General features: G+C 56.9%; 15 protein-coding genes. 7 read left to right on the top strand and 8 right to left on the bottom strand.

All coding sequences use genetic code 11. The features are described from left to right. Positions 1–364: MliC family protein (locus tag IBX51_RS09075; RefSeq protein ID WP_291830848.1), on the bottom strand; the 364-nt coding region annotated here is incomplete at its 3' end. A gap of 136 nt (positions 365–500) precedes the next feature. Then, the gene (locus IBX51_RS09070) at positions 501–941 is read right to left on the bottom strand and encodes an META domain-containing protein (protein WP_291830847.1); all 441 of its coding nucleotides are present in this window, start codon (positions 939–941) and stop codon (positions 501–503) included. Between the two features lie 108 nt (positions 942–1,049). On the opposite strand from IBX51_RS09070, the gene IBX51_RS09065 reads away from it, so the two are divergent. The 3 genes from IBX51_RS09065 to IBX51_RS09055 all read left to right on the top strand — a co-directional run bounded on the left by IBX51_RS09065 (position 1,050) and on the right by IBX51_RS09055 (position 4,049). Next, positions 1,050–1,787 carry a glutathione S-transferase family protein gene (locus IBX51_RS09065; RefSeq protein ID WP_291830845.1) on the top strand — a complete coding sequence of 246 codons (738 nt, stop codon included), beginning with the start codon at positions 1,050–1,052 and terminating at the stop codon, positions 1,785–1,787. 109 nt (positions 1,788–1,896) lie between these two features. Next, positions 1,897–2,871, top strand: coding sequence for a sterol desaturase family protein (locus IBX51_RS09060; RefSeq protein ID WP_291830844.1), 975 nt, complete (start codon positions 1,897–1,899; stop codon positions 2,869–2,871). 290 nt (positions 2,872–3,161) lie between these two features. Then, the gene (locus IBX51_RS09055; protein WP_291830843.1) at positions 3,162–4,049 is read left to right on the top strand and encodes an alpha/beta fold hydrolase; all 888 of its coding nucleotides are present in this window, start codon (positions 3,162–3,164) and stop codon (positions 4,047–4,049) included. Positions 4,050–4,120: 71 nt separating this feature from the next. Here the strand turns inward: IBX51_RS09055 and crp are convergent, their stop codons facing one another. Next, positions 4,121–4,762: a cAMP-activated global transcriptional regulator CRP gene (gene crp / locus IBX51_RS09050; protein WP_044389147.1), complete on the bottom strand. Its 642-nt coding sequence runs from the start codon at positions 4,760–4,762 to the stop codon at positions 4,121–4,123. Between the two features lie 281 nt (positions 4,763–5,043). Between crp and IBX51_RS09045 the strand changes: the two genes are divergently transcribed. From IBX51_RS09045 to IBX51_RS09035, 3 genes are all read left to right on the top strand, one after another. After that, positions 5,044–5,466 (top strand): OsmC family protein, encoded by a 423-nt coding sequence (locus IBX51_RS09045; protein WP_291830841.1) that lies wholly within the window; start codon positions 5,044–5,046, stop codon positions 5,464–5,466. Between the two features lie 143 nt (positions 5,467–5,609). Beyond that, positions 5,610–6,401 (top strand): adenosylmethionine decarboxylase, encoded by a 792-nt coding sequence (gene speD, locus IBX51_RS09040; protein ID WP_291830840.1) that lies wholly within the window; start codon positions 5,610–5,612, stop codon positions 6,399–6,401. Positions 6,402–6,536: 135 nt separating this feature from the next. After that, positions 6,537–7,394 carry a pirin family protein gene (locus tag IBX51_RS09035; RefSeq protein ID WP_291830839.1) on the top strand — a complete coding sequence of 286 codons (858 nt, stop codon included), beginning with the start codon at positions 6,537–6,539 and terminating at the stop codon, positions 7,392–7,394. 3 nt (positions 7,395–7,397) lie between these two features. Here IBX51_RS09035 and IBX51_RS09030 read toward each other — a convergent pair whose 3' ends face one another. Both IBX51_RS09030 and IBX51_RS09025 read right to left on the bottom strand, forming a co-directional pair. Further along, positions 7,398–8,264 carry a phosphoribulokinase gene (locus tag IBX51_RS09030; RefSeq protein ID WP_291830837.1) on the bottom strand — a complete coding sequence of 289 codons (867 nt, stop codon included), beginning with the start codon at positions 8,262–8,264 and terminating at the stop codon, positions 7,398–7,400. A gap of 19 nt (positions 8,265–8,283) precedes the next feature. Then, on the bottom strand, positions 8,284–12,045 hold the full coding sequence (locus IBX51_RS09025; protein ID WP_291830836.1) for a DUF1631 family protein: 3,762 nt from the start codon (positions 12,043–12,045) through the stop codon (positions 8,284–8,286). A 198-nt stretch (positions 12,046–12,243) separates the two neighbouring features. Here IBX51_RS09025 and IBX51_RS09020 point away from each other — a divergent pair, with 198 nt between their 5' ends. Further along, positions 12,244–13,314 (top strand): aminopeptidase, encoded by a 1,071-nt coding sequence (locus tag IBX51_RS09020; RefSeq protein WP_291830834.1) that lies wholly within the window; start codon positions 12,244–12,246, stop codon positions 13,312–13,314. Here IBX51_RS09020 and argA read toward each other — a convergent pair. Genes argA through IBX51_RS09005 form a run of 3 tightly spaced genes read right to left on the bottom strand, consistent with a single transcriptional unit; the run spans position 13,288 to position 17,049 of the window. Further along, positions 13,288–14,595 (bottom strand): amino-acid N-acetyltransferase, encoded by a 1,308-nt coding sequence (gene argA / locus IBX51_RS09015; RefSeq protein WP_291830833.1) that lies wholly within the window; start codon positions 14,593–14,595, stop codon positions 13,288–13,290. The genes IBX51_RS09020 and argA overlap by 27 nt on opposite strands. A 17-nt stretch (positions 14,596–14,612) precedes the next feature. Further along, positions 14,613–15,782, bottom strand: coding sequence for an acetylornithine deacetylase (gene argE / locus IBX51_RS09010; RefSeq protein WP_291830832.1), 1,170 nt, complete (start codon positions 15,780–15,782; stop codon positions 14,613–14,615). A gap of 22 nt (positions 15,783–15,804) precedes the next feature. Continuing rightward, positions 15,805–17,049 carry an acetylornithine deacetylase gene (locus tag IBX51_RS09005; RefSeq protein ID WP_291830830.1) on the bottom strand — a complete coding sequence of 415 codons (1,245 nt, stop codon included), beginning with the start codon at positions 17,047–17,049 and terminating at the stop codon, positions 15,805–15,807. Between the last annotated feature and the right edge of the window lie 21 nt (positions 17,050–17,070).

The following is a 17,070-nucleotide window of genomic DNA, read 5'->3' as shown; positions in this document are numbered from 1 at the left end:
CTGTCCCAATCGCCCGAAACGACGTTTCGATAGCCCCGGGCTCAAGGCACTCAGGATAGGTCTGTCCGCGCAGGGTCAGGGTTCCCCGCTCGCCTTTACCCCAGAACCGGGTATCGGGATCACCGGGCGCGACATAGAGCGCGCCGGAGGCGGCCACCGCAGGTTTCAAAAGGACTCGGCGATTCAGGTATTCAAGTCCCACCAGATCGCTGCCTTCAGAGCCGGTGATACGGACGTCCAACTGACCACAGCGATAACTATCGTATTCAGAAAGACCCGCAGTCTGGGGATTAGAAGCACAGGCCGCCAACCCAAGGCCGATTGAGGCCACGACGGACAACGGCAAAACTCGTCGCATAAACATGAACACATCCTCTGTTGTTCGAGACTACAGATCGCTAGTTTAGAGATTCTGCAACCGATAAACCACGCTTGTCACCACAGAGACCCACGCTGACAGCCGCCGGCGCAAAAATAGCGCCGGCACCGGCAAGAAGCGTTTATTCCGGTTCGCTGTCGGAGGCCACCGCGGTAATCCTCGTTCCATTCACGGTTTCAAGCACCAACCGTCCACCTGCCTCAAGTCGGTAATTCTGGACATCGCCCAGCAATCTCAGAAATCGGTTTTCCTGGTGCATCAAATTGTCAGGGCAGGCCATTCGAGTGGCTGCCATTTGTGAAAATTCCAGCTGACTGCCCTCGGCACTCCAGCCACCGTGATAGCGATTGCAGGAGGAGTTGCCATATACCCGACCCTCTTCCGCAAAACGGATAGTGACTTCACTGTCAACTTCAACCGGCTGACCGTCAATATCCTGAATTTGCCAGTCACTTCCCGCCAGGTCGAACCATTTTCCCGCCTCTCGTTCCTGGGATAGCGAGCAGCCCCAAAGCGTTCCTGTGACCAGCAGCATCGCCAGGATATTTTTTGCAAGATTCATATAACCCCCCTGTAATAATGAATATTATTCGCAGTCTATGCCTCACCGGTTGGGAATTCGGTGACATTAGCGTTAATCTTGCGTCATTCAGAAACCGGGAGCTCCGCCATGACCGTCAAGCTTTATCAATTCTGTATTTCCCATTACTGCGAGAAGGTTCGCTGGGCGCTGGATTACAAGGCCATCAACTACGATACCGTCAATCTGCTGCCGGGCCAACACGTAAAATCCATCAAGAAGCTAACCCGGGCAGAATCCTCTGTACCCGTGCTGGATCACGATGGCCAAGTTATTCAAGGCTCGGCACAGATCCTCGATTATCTGGAGCAGGCGTTCCCCGAGCGCCCGCTTACCCCAGAGAATCCGGCACTGCGAGAGCAGATTCTGAGCTGGGAGACAAAACTGGATGAGTTGGCAGGGCCCGCCATTCGCACCTGGGTTTACCATTACTTCCTGCAGCGGCCCAAGGTGGTGATCCCTCTGTTGGCGGCGGGAACGCCCTTTTATAACCGCTTTATGCTCAGCCTGGCATTCAGCCGGGTTGATGAGATCATGCGCAACTGGATGAAGATTAATCAGAAAACCGCCGACGCTGCGCAGCAAACCCTGGAAACCCTGATCACCGAACTGGAAGCCATCTACCGTCAGCAGCCTTACCTGGTTGGCGAACAATTCAGCCGGGCGGATCTGGCCGCAGGCGCACTGCTGGCACCGTTATTCCAACCGCCCCAGTACCCGGTGCCCTGGCCCAAGCCGGCAAAAATTCCCAAACCGGTGCAAGCCTGGTTGCAAAACTGGCAGCCCAAACTGGAACCCATCGCCAAGCTCTATCAGCAGCACCGCTGACTGACCATCGCTGTCGGAAACCGCCAGTGTTGCTGGCGCAATAGGACAGTGTGTTCTGTGCCGGCTATGCCATGATAACCGCTGAACAAGAATAGCAGCGGGCTCACCTATGGCGTTAATTGATATGATGCAGGCAGTGCTGCAAGACAGCGGCCTGCTGACACTCTGGCAAACCCTGGCACCCTGGCTGGCCCTGGACGAACGGCAGCTGATCTTTGTGGTCGCCACCCCGGTTTTTGTTGGCGTGGCCGTCTGGGAATACCTGAAAATCCGCCACGACCCCGCTCTGATGGATACCCGGGAGGCGGTTCGCAATTTCATCCTCGGCGCCGGTTATCAAACCACAGAACTGCTGTTTGCCGGCATCATCGCGTTTCCGCTCTACGCTCTGTGTTATCACTACCGTCTGTTTGAGCTGGAACTGAACTGGCTGACGGCGCTGCTCACATTTATCGGTGTCGATTTCTGTTTTTACTGGATGCACCGGGCCAGCCACCGCGTGCGCTGGTTCTGGGCAGCCCATGTGGTACACCACTCGTCTGAACGTATGAATTTTTCCACCGCCATGCGCCAGAATGCCACCAACATATTCAACGGTATGTGGATGTTTTATCTGCCCCTGGCGCTGTTTGGCTTCAATCCGGTCTGGATTGGTGTGGCTTATGCCCTCTCCCTGGTTTATCAGTTTTTCATCCACACAACGCTGGTGCGGCGCCTGCCCGTTGCCGTCGAAGCGATATTCAACACTCCCAGCCACCACCGGGTACACCACGGCCGCAACCCCGGTTACATCGACCGTAATTACGGCGGCACGCTGATCCTCTGGGACCGCCTGTTCGGCACCTTTGCCGATGAAGACGCCAAAGAACCACCCGAATACGGCATTACCCGCCCGGTGGCGTCAAATAACCTGATTGTGCTTTGGACTCACGAATACGTGGACCTGTTCCGCGACATGGCCCAACCCGGCGGATTGTTGTCTCGACTCAAACACCTGTGGAAACCGCCGGAGTGGCAACGCCCGGCCACAAAGGAGCCGGGACCGGACCATGCACAAGCAGACTCTGCAACTGACCAGTACTGACCATCACCGAATGACCGTGACGGTTTCCGAACCCGATCTGGCGGACCCTCACTGCGGTTTCACTCAGACTGTTTGATGGCGGCCGCCACGAAATGCTCAACGAGACCAACGCCAACGATGTCTGGCTACACCCTCTTCAATGCCTGCCTGGCCCGAGTGTTTCACCGACCCTGGCCAGCCAATCGCAAGCTGACACCACCGGCATGGTTTCTGGCCTGTTTAGCCGCTGAGTCGACCGTTCGATGCCGCTAATCTGACGAGCTTCATCCGTCTACAAGGTTGTAATGAGCGTGAGCATTGAACGTGAACACTGGATCACCAGCGGTGATCTGACTCTGTACGCCAAAGCCGAAGGAAACCCCGGCAATACGCCCCTGGTGCTGGTTCATGGCTATCCAGACAACCACACCGTCTGGGACAAAGTGACCGAGCAGCTAAAGCAAGACTATCTTGTGGTTCGCTACGACGTCCGTGGCGCCGGTCGCTCTGACAAGCCGTCGACGATAAGCGCCTACCGAATGAAATGGCTGGCCCGGGACTTGAAGGCGGTGGTCGATGCGATAATCCCCGGTCAACCCTTCCACCTTGTCGCCCACGACTGGGGCGCTATTCAAAGCTGGGAAACGGTCACAACCGGGGCACTGGATGGTCGCATACGCTCCTACACGGCAATTTCTGGCCCGTGCCTGGATCACGTTGGATACTGGATCAGGGACCAAATCACAGCATTCCGTTCCGGAGGCACCGGCAAAGTGCTGCGGCAACTTGCCAGCTCCTGGTACGTCATGATGTTTCAGGTTCCCATGCTTCCGGAAAGCCTTTGGCGAGCGGGCCTTGACCGACTGTGGCCGGACTACCTGAGAAAGCACGAAGAGATAACTGAAGCGCAGTTCAGCCCAATGCAGAAGGCGGATGGTCAATACGGCGTCAACCTGTACCGAGCCAACTTTCTGTCCAAGTTACTGCGACCCGAACCCCGCAAAGCATCGTGTCCTGTGCAGGTCATTATTCCGACCCGCGACGCCTATGTTGGCCGCCAATTGACCGAACAACTGTCGCAATGGACCGGAAAACTGACGCTACAGGAGCTGGATACAACGCACTGGGCACCAGTAACTGAACCCGAGGCCGTCGCCCGCTCGGTGCGGGAATTTGTCAGCGCGCATCACCAATGCTGATGGCTCCGCCACAACGCAAAAAGGCCGCTGTTACACAGCGGCCTTTTTAGCGAGCTTAAACTGGTTTTCAATCAACGGGTACCGTACACCACCATGGTTTTACCCTTCACCCGCACCAACCCCTGATCTTCCAGGGTTTTCAGCACTCGGCCGACCATTTCCCGGGAACAACCAACGATGCGCCCAATTTCCTGACGGGTAATTTTAATCTGCATGCCGTCCGGGTGGGTCATTGCGTCTGGCTCTTTGCACAGGTCCAGCAAGGTACGGGCAACCCGGCCGGTGACATCCAGAAACGCCAGATCGCCCACTTTACGGGTGGTCTGGCGCAGACGCGACGCCATTTGCTCGCCAATAAAATAAAGCACCCTGGGATCTTGCTGCGCAATTTCCCGGAACTTGGTGTAACTGATCTCTGCCACCTCACACTCGGTCTTGGCTTTGACCCAGGCACTGCGCGAATCCATGTTATCGAACAGCCCCATTTCACCAAAAAAGTCACCGGCGTTCAGATATGCCATGATCATTTCCCGGCCATCGTCGTCTTCAATTATGACGGTGACGGAACCCTTGACGATGTAAAACAAGGAGTCACTTTTGTCACCGGCGTAGATAATCGTGCTCTTGGCGGGGTAGCGCCGACGGTGACATTGCGAGAGAAAGTAATCCAGGTGTTTGGTCTTCTGCTCAACCGGCTTGATAATGGTAGCCATAATGCGAGACGTGCCTCCTCAGAGTCTAGCGGTTCCTGATGTTTTTCTGCCCCGCATTTCCCTGCAGGTTTCATGCTTCTTATATATATGGCCAATAACTTATAACAAGAAGGTCTCAATTGGGCAACTCGAAAGCGGATACAACTTGTATCTCAGAGCAATACCTCTTTGGTCTCACGGCACCGGCTGCCGACACCGCAAGACTGTGCTAGCATCCCGGGGTTTACTTCGAGGCAGCCTCGAATCGCCCGCCAACCGACCACCATCCATGGGAGATCCCAATGAAAGCAACCATCGACTGGACCGGGAATGCCAGCTTTAAAGCCACCAGTGGCAGTGGCCATAGCGTGCAACTGGACGGCCCGCCAGACCACGGTGGCGAGAACCTCGGGCCACGTCCTATGGAAATGCTGCTGATGGGTGTGGGTGGCTGTTCCGCCTTTGACGTCATGAGCATTCTGAAGAAAAGCCGCCAAGAGGTCACCGCCTGCCATACCGAACTGGAGGCCGAGCGCGCCGACGCAGTACCCGCGGTGTTCACTAAGATTCACCTGCATTTTGTAGTCACTGGCCACAACCTCAAAGACAAGCAGGTAGAACGGGCGGTCAGTCTGTCTGCGGAGAAATACTGCTCCGCCTCTATCATGTTGGGTAAAGCCGGTGTAGACATTACTCACAGTCACGAAATTCGCGACGCAGGCTAACAAACCCGGGCCTCCGGCGTTGGCAGTTTTCTGCCAACGCCGTTGTTACCAAAAATGTCATTGTAAATACTATTCATTGACACACACGGTATGCATAATACGCAACTTTCTCTGCCGGTCTGCGTAAAAGGTGATCAATTATTATGGAATCCAAACTACAGCTGCACGGGTTCAACAACCTGACCAAGTCTCTGAGCTTCAATATCTACGACATCTGTTACGCACAGACCGAAGAACAGCGCGAAGCCTATATTGATTACATCGATGAGATGTACAACGCAGAACGCCTGACCCAGATTCTGACTGACGTCGTCAAGATCATCGGCGCTAACGTCCTCAACATCGCCCGCCAGGACTACGAGCCTCACGGTGCCTCTGTCACCATGCTGATTGCAGAGCATGAGGTGACCGACGGCAAAACCGATAACGAGGAATCTCCAGGCCCGCTGCCAGACACCATCGTGGCCCATCTGGACAAGAGCCACGTGACGGTTCACACCTACCCGGAAAGCCACCCCCATGATGGCGTAAGCACCTTCCGGGCTGACATTGATGTATCCACCTGTGGACTGATTTCGCCGTTGAAAGTGTTGAACTACCTGATCCACAGTTTTGACTCCGATGTGGTCACGGTCGACTACCGTGTGCGCGGCTTCACTCGCGACGTGGACGGCACCAAGCACTACATTGATCACGACATCAACTCGATCCAGAACTATCTGACCGAAGACACGCAGAACGCCTATCAAATGATCGACGTGAACGTGTATCAGGAGAACATGTTCCATACCAAGATGATGCTGAAAGAATTCAACCTGAATAATTACGTGTTCGGCGTAAACGCCAGCGACCTGGACGCCTCGGAAGCCCAGTCCATCGAAGACCGGTTACGCCGGGAGATGCTCGAAATCTTCTATTCCCGTAACGTGGAATAAGCCGTTTGAAGCGGCGGCCGACACCGGTCGCTGCTTCTCCTTCAGTTTTTTTGATGTGCCCCGCCAGAATTCTGCGTTTTCATCCTCGGCTTGCGCCCGTTTTAATAGCCTTATCGCAACCTGAAGGAGGACGATATGACGCTCCGCGCCCTGAAACAGATCATCCCCGCACTGGATACCTCAGACGGTGCCGGTGTACGCATTAAACGCTCTATTGGCCAACGTCAGAGCGTCCGCATGGACCCGTTCCTGATGCTGGACGAGTTCGGATCAGACCAGCCGCAGGATTACATTGCCGGCTTCCCCAACCACCCGCACCGCGGCTTCGAGACGGTTACTTACATGATCGAAGGTCACATGCTGCATGAGGACCACCTGGGTAACCGGGGTAATCTGCGTAACGGTGGCGTGCAATGGATGACGGCTGGCCGGGGCATCGTCCATTCCGAGATGCCACAGCAGGAGTCCGGCGTAATGCGCGGGTTTCAACTTTGGCTGAACCTGCCCGCTGCTGAAAAAATGAAGCCGGCCGGCTACCAGGATATCCAGCCGGAGGACATTCCGGTCTTCAACCCGCCCGGCGCGTCGGTAAAACTGATTGCCGGGGAAATGACGGTCAGCGGTGCCCGGATTTCGGGTGCGGTGGTCGGCGGCAGTACCCAGCCCATTTACGCCGACATCCACCTGGAGCCGAATGCACAGGTGTGCCTACCCGTCGCAGAACCCTTGAATGCCATGCTCTATCTGTATGAGGGCAACGCTCACCTGGTCACCGGTGATGAGCGCACAGGACTGACCCGGTCCGCTGCCAACGTGCTGGCAGACGGCGACGAGGTAGTGGTGGCAGCGGGTGAGATTGGCGCCAGACTGCTACTGATCGCGGGGCGCCCGATTGGTGAACCGGTGGTTCAGTATGGCCCGTTCGTGATGAACACTCGGGACGAGATTGAGCAGGCGCTGCGCGACTATCAGACCGGGCAACTGACCGCCTGACCCCTACGCAAAGGTTTTACCCGCCACCAGTTTTTGCACCATGGGCCTGATAATCAGGTCCATGGCCAGAGCCATTTTCGGCCCCGGAATTACCAAGGTGTCGTGACGCGACAGGCTGCTTTGAGGAATCACCTGCAACAGCCAGGCAAAATCCACCTCTGAACTGTCTCTGAAGTGGATCACGATCAGGCTTTCATCTTCCGTCGGTACGTCCCTGGCGATGAAAGGGTTGGACGTGTCAACCAACGGAATGCGCTGGAAGTTGATGTGAGTGTGGGAAAACTGCGGCACGATATCATGCACATAGTCGTCCATCCGGTTGATGATGGTCTGGACCACCGCCTCTTGAGTGTAACCTCGCCGATTGGTGTCCCGATGAATTTTCTGGATCCATTCCAGATTCACAATGGGCACCACGCCGATCAGCAAGTCGACATACTGGGCGATATTGACGTTATCGCTGATGAGCCCACCGTGCAGACCTTCGTAAAACAGCAAATCCGTGGCTGCCGGTAAAGGCCCCCAGGGTGTGAACGTGCCGGGCTTGTGGCCAGCCGCAACCAAGTCCACATCCTCGTCGTGAACATATTGCCGATAACGGCCGTTGCCGGTATGACTGTAGTCATAGAACAGGGCTTCAAGGCGATCGATGTGGTTGGCGACAAGCGCAAAATGGTTGCGTTCGCCAAATTGGCCTTTGGCGGCCAATCTGGCCATTTGTTCACGGGTATAGCGATGAAAACTGTCACCGCTGACCATCGCCGCATGAAGGTTCTCGCCAGCAAACAACCGGCTGAAAATCTGGCCCGTGGTCGTGGTACCGGCACCAGAAGAGCCGGTAACTGCGATGATCGGATGGCGCTTGGACATAACAGGCAAGGGTCCTGGGTCAGTTGAGACTGGTCAGTAGTCGCGGTTTTTCAACCACGAAGCCCTGAGCATAATCCACGCCCAGTTGTCTCAGCATATCCAGAACCTCACGGGATTCAACCTGAGAGGCGATGACTTCCCGGTTCATGTAGTGGGCCATGTCAACCATGGACTTCACCATGGCCTGATCGGTCTGGCTCGACATCAGTTGCCCGGTAAACGCACTGTCGATTTTGATCAGATCCACCGGCAATGTTCGCATGAACTGGAAAGAGTTTGGCCCGCTGCCAAAATTCCCCAGGCAGAACCGGCACCCCAGCTCTTTCATCTCCAACATGAAATCCGCCACGGCCTGCACGTCATGAATGGCGGACGCTTCGGTCAATTCAAACCACAAGCGCTCGATAGGCGCGTCTTTTTCGCTGAGCTTTTCATAGATGAACTCCAGCAGGGTCTGGTCGTTCAACGAATGCCCTGACAGATTAATGCAGACACCGCCAACATGGCGAGGGTCCGGACCCCGATCCCTCAGCCAGTCCAGCATATGGCCAACGACCCATCGATCGACCGCCTGCATCCGGTCGTACCGTTCCGCCATGCGCACAAAATCGTGACCCGTGATCAACTGGCCATTGTCATCGTACATGCTGATCAGAATTTCATACTGTGCGGCCATAATGGCCTGAGCGTGGAGCGGAATGATTTTCTGGCAACGCAGCAGCATACGCTCTTCATCCGGATCCGACAGGCTGGCCACCCGGGCTGCGATCTGTTCCTGTCGAGCCTGATCATCGGCGCCCAAGGCATATTCCGATAGCTTGCCGGGCCCTTTCTTTCTTGCGGCGGACAGGGCTTGCTCCGAACTTCTCAGCCAGCGCTCAGCACTTACCAGGGCCGGCAGTTCCGGCGCAAGCCCAACGTTGGCAGACAGCTGATACGAACGACCGCCAAAGGCAAACTCCGCAGACTCGACCGCACCAATCACCGCTTCGGCAACGTCTGTGCCCTGCTCCGCCGCCACCAGCATGGCAAACTCGTTCCCGCCCAGGCGCGCAACCGGCATGCCATCGCCCACATGCTGACACAACACCTCGGCCACCTGTCTGAGAGCCTCGTCACCAGCCTGGGAGCCGGCGGTATCGTTGAGTAGACGGAAACCTCGCAAATCAAGATGCAACAAAGCCCGGCTGTCTTCACGACGGGCCAGCTGCTGCTCCAACATCCGCTCGAATTCCCGGCGGTTCAGCAGGCGGGTCAACTCATCGTGAGTGGATGCCCAAGACAACTGGTCGTATACATTGCGCACCATTCGATCAATACTTTCATCCACCAGAGGTCGCTCATACTGGCTATCCGGAACAATGATGCCCTTACGCATCTGCCGGGCCAGGGCCTCAAGGTCGAGCTCCACCACTCGCATACCCTGGTGATTTACAAACACAAAACGACCAAAGCCACGAGCCACCCAGACTAAACGGATAAACTGGGGGTCGTTGGGGCGGGTCTGATCTCGCAACCAATCCCCGGTGCGCAGCTGCTGAGCACGGTTGACCCAGCGTTGCAGGCTGCGCTGCTCTCGTTCACTCAGTGTTTGCTGGTCGGTCTTGGCCGGATTGGCCGCAGGTATCTCAACCATCTCAGAAGTTTGATCGGGACGACGCACCAAAAACTGCTTCAGCTCATCCCGGATCTGGGATGACGGCATATGATTGCTCGAAATCGATGCCAGGCCATCCTGAATCAGCCGCAACAATTCCGGCAAATTGACACGACTGCCTGGATCATCCGCAAAGGCCAGCAACGAATCAATCACCGTCAGGTAATCCTGCCACAGCTGGCCATCCGGCCCCTGACGGATCCAGGTCAGTGACAGAAGATCTCTCCAACCACCCTCGAGCAGGCTCAGCAATGCTTTAGGCACTTTTCGACCCGCGATCTTCTGATCCACTGCCAGGGCCACCGCAGCCTTGGATTCCGCGACTTTTTGAGCGCCTTCCGCCGCGGCAGTTACCCGTTCCACATTGCGCCGATAGACCAGGTTCTGGCGGTCTATCAGAGTATCCAGTTCACCGAGCGTTTGTTCAAACACACCAGTGTCCTGCTCAAACTCGGTGGCAATTCGATGAATCAACTCATCCACCCGGCGCTGAACCACCGGGTTCAAACGACCACCCCGGGTACCCAACTGGGCAAGGCGATTCATCACACCACGAACCGGACTGTCCTGGTCCTCAAAAAACGCCGGATCCCGCATCACAACTTTCAATACCGGCACTTCCAGCTGGCGCATTCTGGCCTGGGCATAGTCGCTGAGTTTAGGGCTTTCCACCACACTCTTGAAAAAGCGATCAACAACATCGAGAGTTTGTTGCTGTTCATCATCCAGGCGAGTGTCTCCGGCTTCTTTGACCTTCTCAACCACGCGCTCTTTCAGGGGTGTTGTCGCTTCTTCCGGGCCTGCAGCCCGCAGCTGCAGCTCTTGAAGCTCCCGGTGGAACTCTCCGGATGACAGTGGCCGGGCATTGACGGCAAAAGCCGGCGGCTCACTACCACCCTGCTCCAGCCTGCTCACTTGCAATGTGTTGAGCAGGTTCCGCACCGTGGCAAAAGCCGTTTGCGCGGCCCGGGCATAGCCTCGAAACTCCCCGGACAACCGGTTTTTCACCGTTCGCGCAGGTGCATCAGGGCTGATCGACTCCCGGGCCGGGCTATCCACTGGCGCAGGACGAGACTGAACCTGCGCCCGAGGCTGCGTCTTTTCTGGCGCGGGGGCAGCCGATTCAGGTTGGGGGTGTTCACTCAGGTACTTCGACAGATCAAGATCTGGCAAAACACCATGGCGGATGAGGATGTTGTTGAGTTCGCGGTACAGGGGGGCCAACTCTTTGAGCACCGCCTGCTCAAACGTCTTCAGACACACTTTTTCCACGTCTCGGGTAGCTTTGAGTTGCACCAGAGCGAGATGGAAAGCTTCGCACACCAGAGCCGGTCCCAGCGGGTTCTGGTGACCGGTGCGGTTGGCAATGTTTAGTTTATCGAGTCGTAACTTCAGTTGTAGCAGGTCACCCCGGTAAAGGGTATCGGCCCGAGTGACCATCACCCGAATAGTCAGCCAGTCCTCAAATTCGTTCTTGTCGACCACCGACAACTCAGCACCCGGTACACCTTTCTGAGCCGGTTTCAAGGGTGACTCCAGATAACGGCCCATATGGTGCCAGAGCACTCGTTGGCGGGCCTGCAGCTGACCTGAAGCATCCATGTATTCGTTGGCCAGCTGATCGTTCGGTGCCTTCTGTGCTGCTTTTCGGAGTGCCTCTGCGGTTTGCACGAAACAGGCATCCATCAATGGCTCGATAAATCGAGTCACCGTCTTGGCACACTGGTGCAGGACAAACTGAACGCGCTCGCTGGGAGCCCTGAGAGATGAACGGGACTGATCGACTGAGCCTGCGCACATCTGGAGCATCGCACTCACGGCATCCGGATTAGAGCGGGTAAAGTTGACCCCCATAGCGCCATCAATACGCCGCACCGGGCTCACATGGAGTTCGTATCGGCGCTGGCCATCAACACCCCGAAAACGAACCACCAGCTCAGAGGGCTGATGGTTTTCGAAAGCCCGGTCCAGCTTTCGGGAGGTTTCCCCGGAATAGCGAATAAACAGACCGTCCCCACAAAAGTCCGCAATCTGACAGGGCCAGGCATTGCCTTGACCTGCATCGAGCTGCGCGGCGAGTTTTATAGGCTGTCTGACACTGGTTCGGCGCTCTCTCGGATCCATGAACTACCTGATCAATTTATAAGCCGTCTTGGCCGCCAACAGGAAGACATCGGCGAGCATCCCTGATTTTATGGTCTTCACCACCTGCTATGATACGAATGAACGTCAAGAATCGCGCAGTGAACAAGAGGGCTAACGCAGCCTGACAAACACCCGAGCCGAAGGCCGGAAAGAACAACTATCATAACATTTTGATTCATGAGACAGCTTAGTCAGATCTATCTTCTTTTGCTACTGTTAACCGGGCTCCAGGGGTGTACGACCATTGGCTACTATGGCCAGGCTGTCGGTGGTCATCTGTCGCTGATGATGCGTGGCGAACCGCTACAGTCTGTGGCAGCTGACCCTCAAACCGACCCCGAACTGAAACGTAAACTGGCCGTTGCACGGTCCGCCCGTAGCTTTGCCCTGGAGACCCTTAAGCTGCCGGTCGGCAATGCGTTCACCAAGTATGTCGAGCTTGATCGTCCCTGGGTGGTGGTCAACCTGGTTGCCGTCCCCGAATTCGAGCTGGCGCCTCACCATTGGTGTTACCCTGTGGTTGGCTGCCAAGCCTATCGAGGCTACTTCAACCTTGAGCGGGCGCGCAAGGAGCAGGCCCGGTTCAACGATCGTGGTTACGACACGCTCATAGGGGCTGTGACGGCCTACTCCACGTTGGGCTGGTTCAACGACCCACTGCACACCGGATTCACCGACCTTTCCGACGATCGAATGGTCGCGCTGATGTTTCATGAGCTGGCCCATCGCGTGATCTATATTAAAGAAGACACTGCCTTCAATGAGAGCTTTGCAACCGCTGTGGAGTTGGAGGGTCTGAGGCTGTGGCTGGAGCGGGAAAACTCGACGCGTGGCTTTGAGCAGGCATTGCGGCGACTGGACCACCGCAACCGGACGCTGGACCTGGTCAACCACAGCAGCGCCCAACTAAAAGCGCTCTACAGGCAACAAGACACCCTCGACACGAACACCTTAAGACACCAAAAAACGTTGATTCTGGACGAACTGGCACAACACTATGCCACCCTCTCTGAAGACTACCCGGAGCCAGGTCCGTTCGGGACGCCACCGGTACAACTCAATAACGCCAACGTCGCCCTGTTCCAGCAGTACAATCAGCACGTGCCGGCGTTCCGGCAATTACTGCGAGACAACAACGAAGACTTCGCTCGCTTTTACGAAGCGGTAGAGGCTCTGTCCAGACGGGAACGGGCGGAGCGGGAGCAACAACTCACCGCTCTGTCACAGAGGTTTGTAGAACACCTTTGAATTGCGCTGAGCGTTGTAGGACGCCAGTTTGGGACCAGGCAGGTCTTGCACGTCGGTCGGCAAAAAGCCGCGCTCCCGAAACCAGTGCTCCGTCTGGGTGGTCAGCACAAACAGCTTAAGGATGCCTTGACCACGGGCCAGCTTTTCAATCATTGACAGAATATCGTCCCCACGCCCAGCACGCCGATAGGACGGATCAACGGCAAAACAAGACAGCTCGCCAGTGCCATCGTCGGGATAATGGTAGAGCGCGGCACAGCCAACGATGGTGCCATCCCGCTCAGCCACCACAAAGCGATCTATCTCGGTTTCCAGCATCTCCCGAGAACGACGCACCAGCACGCCCTGCTCTTCCAGAGGCTGAATCAGTTCCAGTATGCCGCCGATGTCTTCCACCCGGGCCTGTCGAATTTGCTCATAGTTGTCACCACTGACCAGGGTGCCTGAACCATCTCGCGTAAACATTTCTTCAAGCAGGGCGCCATCTTCGGCATAACTGATGATGTGGGCCCGGCGCACGCCCTTCACGCAAGCGTCACAAGCCGCTTTCAGTAACGCGGCATCATGGCCGGTTACTGTGTTGTCGTTCAGCCGTTCGGAAGCCTGGCGGGCAGACAGCTCGCGGATCAGCGAGCCGTCTTCGTCGAGCAGGCCTTCGTCGTCGATGAACACAATAAGTTTTTCGGCCTGCAAGGCAGCGGCCACTTGGCTCCCCACGTCCTCGTAAGAAAGATTGAAGGCATCACCGGTGGGCGAGTAGCCAAGCGGAGACAGCAGCACGATGTGACCCAGCTCCAGCAATTGCTCGATGCCCCGAGTGTCGACCCGCCGGACCTTGCCGGTATAACCAAAATCGATGCCGTCGAGCACGCCAACCGGTTTTGCGGTGACATAATTACCACTGGTTACCCGGATTCTGGCGTTATGCATGGGAGAGTTGACCAGACCCATGGACAACTGGCTTTCCAGGTAGGCTCTTAACCCGCCAATGGCCTCCATGACCAGTGGCAAGTGGTCGTCCGGAGTGATCCTCAGACCACGGGAGAAGGTCGATTCCAGGCCAGCATCATCCAGCCGTGACTGAATTTGGGGGCGACCACCGAAAGCCACCACTAACCGCACACCCAGGCTGCTGAGCAGGGCAATATCATGAATTATGTTGATGAAGTTCCGGTGCTCGATGGCATCGCCAGGCATGGTCAGAACGACGGTTCGGCCGCGGTGAGCGTTGATGTACGGAGATGAGTGGCGGAATCCGTGCAGCCAGTCGTTCGATTTCAAACCTTTCTCCCTTTCCTTTACAGACAAAACTGCTTGATCAGTCCGCGCAAGATATCCACGGTCGGTTGTAATTGCGACATATCGATAAATTCATCCGGTTGATGGGCCTGGTCGATGGAACCCGGGCCCATGACCAGAGTTTCGAGGCCCAGTTTCTGCAACCAGGGTGCTTCTGTGGCGAAGGCGACCGCATGGGCGGTGTGGCCGGTGAGTTTTTCACAGGCTTTAACCAGTGCCGCATCGGCCGGCGTTTCAAACGGCGGTACACCGTCGAATAAGGGCTCGAAAGTCAGGTTCAGTTGCCGGCGCTCGGCCAGCGGCTGCATCCGGCTCAGAATGGCCTGGCGCAAGGTGTCCATGTTCATGCCCGGCAGCGGCCGCAGGTCAAAGTGCAGTTCGCACCGGGCGCAGATCCGGTTGGGGTTGTCGCCGCCGTGAATGCAGCCCAGGTTCAGGGTGGGCACTTGTACCTTGAAGTTGGGATTTTGGTATTTGTCCTGCCATTCGCCCCGCAACTTGAGCAGTTCACCCATGGCTTCGTGCATGCCTTCAAGGGCGTTGCGGCCGAGACCCGGATTCGAGGAGTGGCCGGAGTGGCCGTCAAAGCGCAGCCGTTCCATCATGATGCCCTTATGCATGCGCACGGGCTTGAGACTGGTAGGCTCACCGATCACCGCGTAACGAGCCTTGGGTTTACCGGCTTCGGCCAGGGCACGAGCCCCGTTCATCGAGCTTTCTTCGTCGGCGGTCGCCAGGATAATCAAAGGCTGCTGCAACGGTTGACCCACGAACGCTTTGGCCGCTTCGATCGCCAGTGGGAAGAAACCTTTCATGTCGCAAGTGCCCAGACCATACCAGCGATTGTCTTTTTCGGTCAGGGTAAAGGGGTCGCTCTGCCAGCGTTTGTCGTCGAACGGAACCGTGTCTGTATGGCCAGACAGCACCAGTCCCCCTGAGCCACTACCGAGAGTGGCGATCAGGTTGTATTTGCCGGGCATGCCCGGCACGTCCAGGATGTCTACCGCGAATCCCATCGGCTCCAGCCACTCAGCCAGGGTGCGCACCACGGCTTCGTTGCTGTGATCCCAGTCCGCAGAGGCACTGCTGATGGAAGGCAAAGAGATCAGCCGGGCCAACATGTCCCGAACACCCGGTACGGCGTTTAGCTTGTCAGTGCCGTGCACCATGTCAACCTCCCGGCCTTTAACTTCACTCCGGACGGCCGCGCCGCCAGACTTCAAATTGCCTGATCGCCCGGATCAGCATCGGATACGCCACTTCACCACCCGCCACGGTACGTGACACTTCCAGCTCACGCTCGCCGACACTGACCAGGCGGCCCACAACCTGATTGTCGTTGGCCAGCGTGACACGGACCTGCCGACCGATCCAGGTTTGAGCATTTTCCAGCTCCTCAGCATACCACCGCTGAACACCCGGATCTTCCCGAGGCACCACCGGCTCCATCACTTCCAGAGGCAGCTGCGGAGTGGGAGCTTCAATTTCCGTCAGATAGACATCCGGCACACCGGCTCCGTTATAGGATACTGGCCAGGCCAACGCGGGCTCTGATTCAGAGCGCACCGGTATACCAAGCGTGGCAGAGCTTGGCTCAAGGGCAAAGATCAGCTCACCACCCTCCATCAGCCATTGGCGATACAGCGCCAGCAACTGATCACTGCCCTGGAAGCCTCGGGCCTGAAGGCCCGCCTGCAGAGCGCTTACAGCGTTCGCTGCCCACTCACTCACTTCCTGCCCGGCTTCCCTGGCGCAGTATGCCGAGAGTCGACGCATCAGACCGGCATCGCGAAAAGTGACACTGACTGGCTCTGCACTGCTCGATAAAGTGGTCGACAAACCGGAAAGCGCCACGCGGGCACCTGGCCACGTCACTTCCAGACTGCCTGTGGCGGCGGTGTTAATTTCCGCCCGCAACCCACTCGCTTGCTGCTCCAGCAACAGGTCGCCCCGAATGGCCGAAATACCCATGCGCATGAGATCACCGCTGCCGAGTTGTTGGCGTGGGTCCGGCGCGCAAGCCAGGGCTACCAAGGGCGATAATCGGGATTCGGCTTCGGCCCCGGCGGTCACCCAGTTCCGGAACATGGTCGGCTCCAGAACCATGCTCGCTTGCTCGACCACCAACCGCCAGGAGGCGGGCAGCGGGCTGGGGTTTGCCAGTGTGGTCAACAAGGCCAGTGGCGATCCGGCATCAAATTCCACCACCCCCAGCACCAACGGTTGGGTTAGCCGAAAGTTTTGCCACTGGGACTGTTTCAGAATCACCCGGCCATCCATGGAGGACCCAATGCTGCCACGCTCAAGCACGCCGGCTTCGGCGAATTCGGTTCGCACTTCTGCCATGCGCTGATCGGTCAACCACCAAACGCCGGCCTTAAAGCCGGCAAAAGTCACAATTGCCACAATGATCAGCAATGACAGCAGGCGCTTCATCCGGTTGCTCCCGGTCAGGTT

The sequence above is a fragment of the Marinobacter sp. genome (assembly GCF_014859525.1).
Taxonomy (GTDB): Bacteria; Pseudomonadota; Gammaproteobacteria; order Pseudomonadales; family Oleiphilaceae; genus Marinobacter.
Note: the sequence above shows the minus strand (reverse complement) of the source record. Positions and strands in the feature narration are given on the sequence as shown.